A 6,199-nucleotide genomic window follows, 5' to 3' on the forward strand; every position below is an offset into this window, starting at 1 on the left:
CGCCGGCGCGGCACCCCGGAGATTGGAACGTCCGCGCGGCCGCGGTGGTGATTCTGTTGGGCTAGTCTCCTGGATCCTGTCTGCGGTCTTCCACCATCGCCGCCGCACGCCATTCCAGGAGGATTGGGTTCCCGCAAGCACTTAGTCGTCTAGACGATAGTTGTCTAACCGACTTACAGATCTCGCTCCCTAGGTCACCGCCCCGCGAGCGGCCTCCAGCAGCTCATTCATCAGCCGCAGTCCCTCTTCGGTCATGTGCCCCAGTTGGAGCTGGTGCAGGCGGGGAATGAGTTCGTCGAGTTTGTGCAGGATCTCCAGGCCCTGGGGGGTGATGCGGGTGAGGATGACGCGGCGGTCGTGGTCCTCGCGGCGGCGCCCCACCAGGCCGCGTTTCTCCAGCCGGTCGAGCAGGCGGGTGACGTCGGGATCGCGTGTGATCATGCGCTCCGCCACCTCTCCACAGGCCAGGCCCTTGGGCCCTGCCGCCCGCAGGATGCGCAGCACGTTGTACTGGGTCGGCGAAAGCCCCACCGGCTTCAGCAGGTCGGAGACCGAGCGCATCAGCTCATCGGCGGTGCGCTGCAGGTTGGTGAAGACCTCCTCCTCCAGGCTGGTGAAGGGGATGGCGGCTTCCTGCCCAGGCTCGTCTTTGTGCTTTCCCGGCATTCCGGCGACTATAGGCGTTAAAACGAATAAATGTCAAGCGGGAAATCAGCCGCGACTAGCGTCGTCGTTCACGCCGGATGAATTCCCGTTGCAACATGGAGTAGAGGTGGAGATCCGGGAACTTCCCCTTGATCTGCTCGAACTGCCGCAGCGTACCCTCGAGCTTCATGCCCGCCTTCTGCAGGACGCGGGCCGAAGCCCGGTTCCCGACCACCACCCGCGCCTGCAGGCGGTTCAGCTTCAACCTGCGAAAGCCAAAGGCCAGCAGCGCCCCGACCGCCTCGGTGGCGTAGCCCTGCCCCCAATGCGGCCGGCCCAGCCAGTAGCCAAACTCCCCGCGGCGGTGCTTCGTCTCGAGCGGCAAAAAGCCGCACATCCCGATCAGCTTCCCGCTGCCCCGCAAGGTGATGGCCCAGTGCGGGGCCCCGGTCCGGCGATGACTCGCTTCCAGCCGGCGCACGATCCGGCGCGTCTCCGCCAGGCTGCGGTGGGTCTCGAAGACCATGTAGCGCGTCACCCGCGGGTCGGAGCAGTAGCGGAAGACGGCCTCCGCGTCGCCGGGACGCAGCCGTCGCAGCCGCAGCCGTCGCGTGGTCAGCACCGGAAGTGGCCGGGGGCGCCCGGTCCGGCTTCCCTTCCCCCGCCTCATAGCCGGTTGATCATCGAGGCCACGTAGCCGGCCCCGAAGCCGTTGTCGATGTTGACCACGCTGACGTTGGAGGCGCAGGAGTTCAGCATGCCCAGCAGCGCCGCCAGCCCCTCGAACGACGCCCCGTAGCCCACGCTGGTGGGCACGGCGATCACCGGCACCCCCACCAGCCCTCCCACCACGCTGGGCAGCGCTCCTTCCATGCCGGCGCAGACGATCACCACCCGCGCCCGGGTGAGCGCCTCCCGATGGGCCAGCAGGCGGTGGATCCCGGCCACGCCTACGTCATAAAAGTGCTCCACCTCGTTGCCCATGACCTCGGCGGTGACCACCGCTTCCTCCGCCACCGGGATGTCGCCCGTCCCCGCCGAGACCACAGCGATCTTGCCCTTGCCGTAGCGCTTGCGGTCCTGGCAGAGCACGATGGCGCGCGCCAATTCGCGATACTCCGCCCGCCGCAGCTTCCGCCGCACCGCCCGGAACTGCTCTTCCGTGGCACGCGTGGCCAGCACATTCGAGCCCTGGCGCGCCAGTCGCGCGAAGATGCCCGCCACCTGGGCCGCGCTCTTGCCCTGCGCCAGCACCACCTCGGGCATGCCCGCGCGCAGTACCCGGTGATGGTCCACCTTGGCGAAGCCCAGGTCCTCGAAGGGCAGATGGCGCAGGCGCGCCACCGCCTGGTCGGGGCTCAGTTTGCCCCGCCGCACCTGGTCGAAGAGCCGCTTGATGGACTCGGGCTTCACAGGGAAAGCAGTCAGCACTCAGCCGTCAGCATTCAGCCAGTCAGGTTATCACGGCACGCGCCGGCTCCCTGAGTACTGAGTACCGAGTACTGAGTACTAGCCTCCCAGCCTGCTCAGCAGTTGGAAGTAGAGCGTGCTCGCCGCTCCCGGCGGGTCGAGGGAACGGAAGTAGAGGGAGCGGAGGAAGCGGCGAGAAAGGCGCGCTTCCAGGTAGGCGTCGTAGAGTTCCGTGCCCAGCATCTGCCCGAGCTGCTGCGCGGCGAAGCCCAGGGCCTCGCCGGTGAGTTCGAGCAGCGGGTCGGGCTGGGCGTAGAGCACCCGCAGGTCCTCGCGGCGCACTCCCGCTCGCGCCGGATAGAGCACGCGCGAGCCCAAATAGGCCAGCGCCTCCTCCAGCACCCGGGTGAAGAAGAGGTCCTCGGCCGAGCCCGGCGGACGCCCGTGGCCGTTGCTGCCGGCCTTCCCCCGGCAGGCGGCATGGACGAAGCGGGCCGCCTCCTCCGCTCCGCCGGCCATCTCAAACCGCTGCAGAAAGATGGCGTTCAGGCGCGACAGGTAGCAGCCGCCGCGCTCGCGGATGGCCGCCAGCACCGCCCGCGCTTCCTCCAGGCTGGCGCCCTGGCGCGACAGCAGCTTGCGCAGCGGCTCCCACTCTCCCCGGGCATGCACCTCGGGGAGCAGGTCCACCAGGTAGCGCGGCTGGGTGCCGTTGTGGGGTGAGTACGGGTCGACGTGCAGGAAGCGCAGCAGCGCCTCGATCAGGTTGTAGAGGGTGGGCGCGGGGTCGGGAGCCGCGGTGGGCGCCTGCCGCCAGCGCTCGATGCACATGCGGTAGCTCTCGTATTTTTCCAGGGGGCTGGCGGCCAGGACGCAGAACACGTCCTCCTGGACGCGTACCGCCTCCACCCGCCCGGGCTCGCCCGCCGCCTGCCAGTAGAGCGCGTCCACGTTCTGCAGGAGGGTGAGGATGCGGTCCTGGGGGCGCCGCTGCCGCAGCCAGCGGGGGATGTGGTTGGGGGCCAGGTGCGACTCCCCGAACAGCGCCACCACCCGGGCGTGAGGGTTGCGCTCGCGCAGGTCGTCGATGCGGGCGGCGGCGTGGCGGTCGCGCAGGTTCACCCGCCGCAGGTCATGGCGGGGCAGGCAGTCCAGGCCCACGATGCCGCCGGCGTGGGCCCGCGCCGCCTCCAGCAAGGCCTCCGCCGGCTCCCACTCATACCCCCACTGGGTATCGAAGCGCAGCCGCAGCCGCAATTCGTCGTTCGAGACCTCTCCCCGCAGCCAGCGGTCCAGCAGGTGCTGGTCGCGCGCCAGCACGAACTCCACTCCCAGGGCCACCGGGCGCCCCGGCGCCCGGCCCAGCCGCTCCACGACCTCGGCGGCAAAGCGCTGCGAGGCCGGCAGGGCATGATAGTCGGCGATCAGGATGACATCGGCGCTGCTCATCTGGGCGTGCAGTTCTTCGCGGCTGAGGGAAGCCTGGTAAGCGGAATAGGCCTGCTGGTAGTCGCGCAGGTACTTCTGCCGGCCGTTGGGATCGTGGACGCGGATGTCCCGCTCCACACCCGCGAGGGCATGGCGTTCGGCCGCACTGCGGCGCAGGCGCAGAGTGGTAGCAGTCGCCATGTTGTGCTCGGGGAAGAACGGTGCTCTGGCCGGAGGCGGGTCCTTGACGCGAATGAGCCCTACTCCCTATGCTCATCGCGCGGTCAGTTCTCTTTCGACTTTGGACGCTTCCCGATGCCCCTTGCGGAACCCAGGACCCTCACCGTGGCCATGACCGGCGCCAGTGGCGCGGTGTTCACCCGGCAGTTCCTGCTCCTCGCGGAGCGCGACCGCCGGGTCACCAGGGTGAACTTTATCGTTTCTGACAGTGCCCTGCGAGTAGCAGCCGAGGAACTGGGGTTAACCGGGAGGGCGCACCTGGTGAAGCAGATCCTGGGGAAAGACTCGAAGAAGATCGCGCTGCAGAACAACGCCGACATCGGCGCCAACGTGGCCAGCGGCTCCTATCCCACCGACGCCATGGTGGTCATCCCCTGCAGCATGGGGACATTGGCGCGTATCGCCTGCGGCACCGCCGACCGCCTCATCGAGCGCGCTGCCGACGTCTGCCTCAAGGAGCGCCGCCCCCTCGTCCTGTGCGTGCGCGAGACCCCGCTCAACAAGATCCACATCCGCAATCTCTACCGCGCCGCCGACGCCGGGGCCACCATCTTTCCCCTGATCCCCACCTTCTACAACCGGCCTAGGAACGGGACTGAGATGGCGCGCGAGTTCGCCTGCCGCGTGCTCGCCCATGTCGGCTTGCCGCAACCCGACGCCTTTCGCTGGAAGGGCTAGCTTGGGTGGAGCGCGCGCCGCAGCAGTCCCGCTGCCGGTTCAGCGACGGGGAAGCTCTGCAGCTCTTCCGCCGTCAGCCAGCGGGCCTCGGCGGCGTCGCCGCCGGCGCGCAGTTCCCCGCCCACCCGCCGGCATAGCAGGTCGATGAGCACGTAGTGGTAGCGGATCTTTCCTTCCGAATCGGGCAGGATGCGGTCGAAGACTCCCAGCACCTCGCCGGGCTCGACCACGAGGCCGGTTTCTTCCCGGGCCTCGCGAACAGCGGCCTCGCGCACCGTCTCGCCCAGCTCCAGCATGCCCCCGGGGATGGACCACTCGCCCTGGAGCGGCGCGGTGGCGCGCCGCACCACCACCACGCGCCCGCCGTCCACGATGACCGCGCCCACCCCCACCAGCGGCCGCTCCGGGTAGTCGCGCTTCATCGGGTGAAAAAGCCGCGCGGGGAGTAGTCCACGATGCGCCAGCCTTTGGGGCCGCGCTCCAGGGTGAGGCGCAGGGTCGCCGAGCGGCGCTCGGGCGAGGTGACGCCGGCCTGGGCCACGCTCTCCAGCTCCACCTCCGCCACCACCGTCCCCCGCCCGCCCTCGGAGGAGGTGGTCACCACGTGGTATCCCATGCGGAAGGTGTCGTAGGCGGCCATGCGGTTCTCGAGGAGGTCGCGCATCTCGCTCCAGCCGGCCAGGCGGGCGCGCTCGAACATGGCCATCACCTGCTCGGCATTGTGGTTCTGAAAGCCGGCGCGCAATTCGGCCAGCGCCGCCTCGCTCACCGCGGCAGAGAACTCCTGCGCCTCCAAAGGCGCGGCCTTCCTCGCCGGCTTCTCAGCGTGCTGCGCCGCCAGCGCCGCCGCGAGCCCCACCATCATCGCCACCGGTGCGCACCACCGGACCGCAAGTCTCTTCCAGCCAGGCTTCACTTGGTCTCCATGACGTACACGCCGTCCCAGTCGGGGGCGGGAGGATGGATCATGAATCTCTTACAGCGCTCCAGCAGGGCTTCGGAGGGGCCGTCGCCGGGGTAAGCGGCCAGGATATCCTCGAAGCGGTCCGCCGCCTTGCCCCACTCCTGCGCCTTGTAGGCGGCCAGCGCCTGTTCCCAGCGCGCCAGCAGGTCGGCATAGCGCTCCCGCACCTTCAGGAAGTCCAGGAGCTGGTAGATGGCCACCGGCTGGCTCTTGCCCACCACCGTGATGCGGTCCAGCTCGCGGGTGACGTAGGCCTTCTGGATCTGCCCGTAGGTGAACTCGCTGAGCACGATGCGCACCCGATACTTCTTGGTCAGTCCCTCCAGGCGCGAGGCCAGATTCACGTGGTCGCCCATCACCGTCCACGCCAGGCGCCGGCTCGAGCCCATGTTGCCCACGTTGACCGGCCCGGTGTTGATGCCGATGCCGATGTTGATGGTCTTGCGCCCTTCCTCCGCCCACTTCTGGTTCAATTCGTCCAGGCGCGCGCTCATGTCCAGGGCGCAGGTGCAGGCGCGGTAGGCGTGGTCTTCTTGCGGATACGGCGATCCCCAGAAGGCCATGATGGCGTCGCCGATGTACTTGTCCAGCGTCCCCCACCACTTGAACAGGATCTCGGTCATCTCGCCCAGGTATTCGTTCAGCAGGAGCACCAGTTCGTCCGGGCTCAGCCCCTCGGCCACCGAGGTGAAGCTGCGGATGTCGCTGAACATGATGCTGAGTTCCTTCATCTCGCCGCCCGGACGCAGCAGTGCCTTGGGGTCCTTCTCGATCATCCTGATCACGCCCGGCGAGACATAGGCGCCGAAGGAGCGCCGGATCTTGCGCTTCTCC

8 protein-coding genes are annotated in these 6,199 nt (G+C 68.6%); 1 reads left to right on the forward strand and 7 read right to left on the reverse strand.

Annotated elements, in window-relative coordinates:
• Window positions 1–189 precede the first annotated feature (189 nt).
• From VEG08_08675 to VEG08_08690, 4 genes are all read right to left on the reverse strand, one after another.
• The gene (locus VEG08_08675) at window positions 190–666 is read right to left on the reverse strand and encodes a MarR family transcriptional regulator (GenBank protein ID HXZ28057.1); all 477 of its coding nucleotides are present in this window, start codon (window positions 664–666) and stop codon (window positions 190–192) included.
• A gap of 55 nt (window positions 667–721) precedes the next feature.
• Window positions 722–1,267, reverse strand: coding sequence for a GNAT family N-acetyltransferase (locus VEG08_08680; GenBank protein HXZ28058.1), 546 nt, complete (start codon window positions 1,265–1,267; stop codon window positions 722–724).
• Window positions 1,268–1,311: 44 nt separating this feature from the next.
• Complete coding sequence (gene larB / locus VEG08_08685) at window positions 1,312–2,058, reverse strand: nickel pincer cofactor biosynthesis protein LarB (GenBank protein HXZ28059.1); 747 nt, start codon at window positions 2,056–2,058, stop codon at window positions 1,312–1,314.
• A 96-nt stretch (window positions 2,059–2,154) separates the two neighbouring features.
• Complete coding sequence (locus VEG08_08690; GenBank protein ID HXZ28060.1) at window positions 2,155–3,684, reverse strand: ChaN family lipoprotein; 1,530 nt, start codon at window positions 3,682–3,684, stop codon at window positions 2,155–2,157.
• A 114-nt stretch (window positions 3,685–3,798) separates the two neighbouring features.
• Here VEG08_08690 and VEG08_08695 point away from each other — a divergent pair, with 114 nt between their 5' ends.
• A complete protein-coding gene (locus tag VEG08_08695) occupies window positions 3,799–4,401 on the forward strand; it encodes a UbiX family flavin prenyltransferase (protein ID HXZ28061.1) in 603 nt (200 codons plus the stop codon).
• Here the strand turns inward: VEG08_08695 and VEG08_08700 are convergent.
• The 3 genes from VEG08_08700 to VEG08_08710 all read right to left on the reverse strand — a co-directional run.
• Window positions 4,398–4,823 carry an NUDIX hydrolase gene (locus VEG08_08700; protein HXZ28062.1) on the reverse strand — a complete coding sequence of 142 codons (426 nt, stop codon included), beginning with the start codon at window positions 4,821–4,823 and terminating at the stop codon, window positions 4,398–4,400. The two genes, VEG08_08695 and VEG08_08700, sit on opposite strands and share 4 nt — an antisense overlap.
• Entirely contained in the window at window positions 4,820–5,266 is a 447-nt protein-coding gene (locus VEG08_08705; GenBank protein ID HXZ28063.1) for a hypothetical protein, read from the reverse strand. Before VEG08_08705 ends, VEG08_08700 begins: the two co-directional genes overlap by 4 nt.
• A 47-nt stretch (window positions 5,267–5,313) precedes the next feature.
• Window positions 5,314–6,199, reverse strand: an 886-nt coding sequence (locus tag VEG08_08710) for an adenylate/guanylate cyclase domain-containing protein (GenBank protein ID HXZ28064.1), incomplete at its 5' end; no start/stop codon positions are given.

Source organism: Terriglobales bacterium (genome assembly GCA_035624475.1).
In the GTDB taxonomy this organism is placed as follows: domain Bacteria; phylum Acidobacteriota; class Terriglobia; order Terriglobales; family Acidobacteriaceae; genus DASPRL01.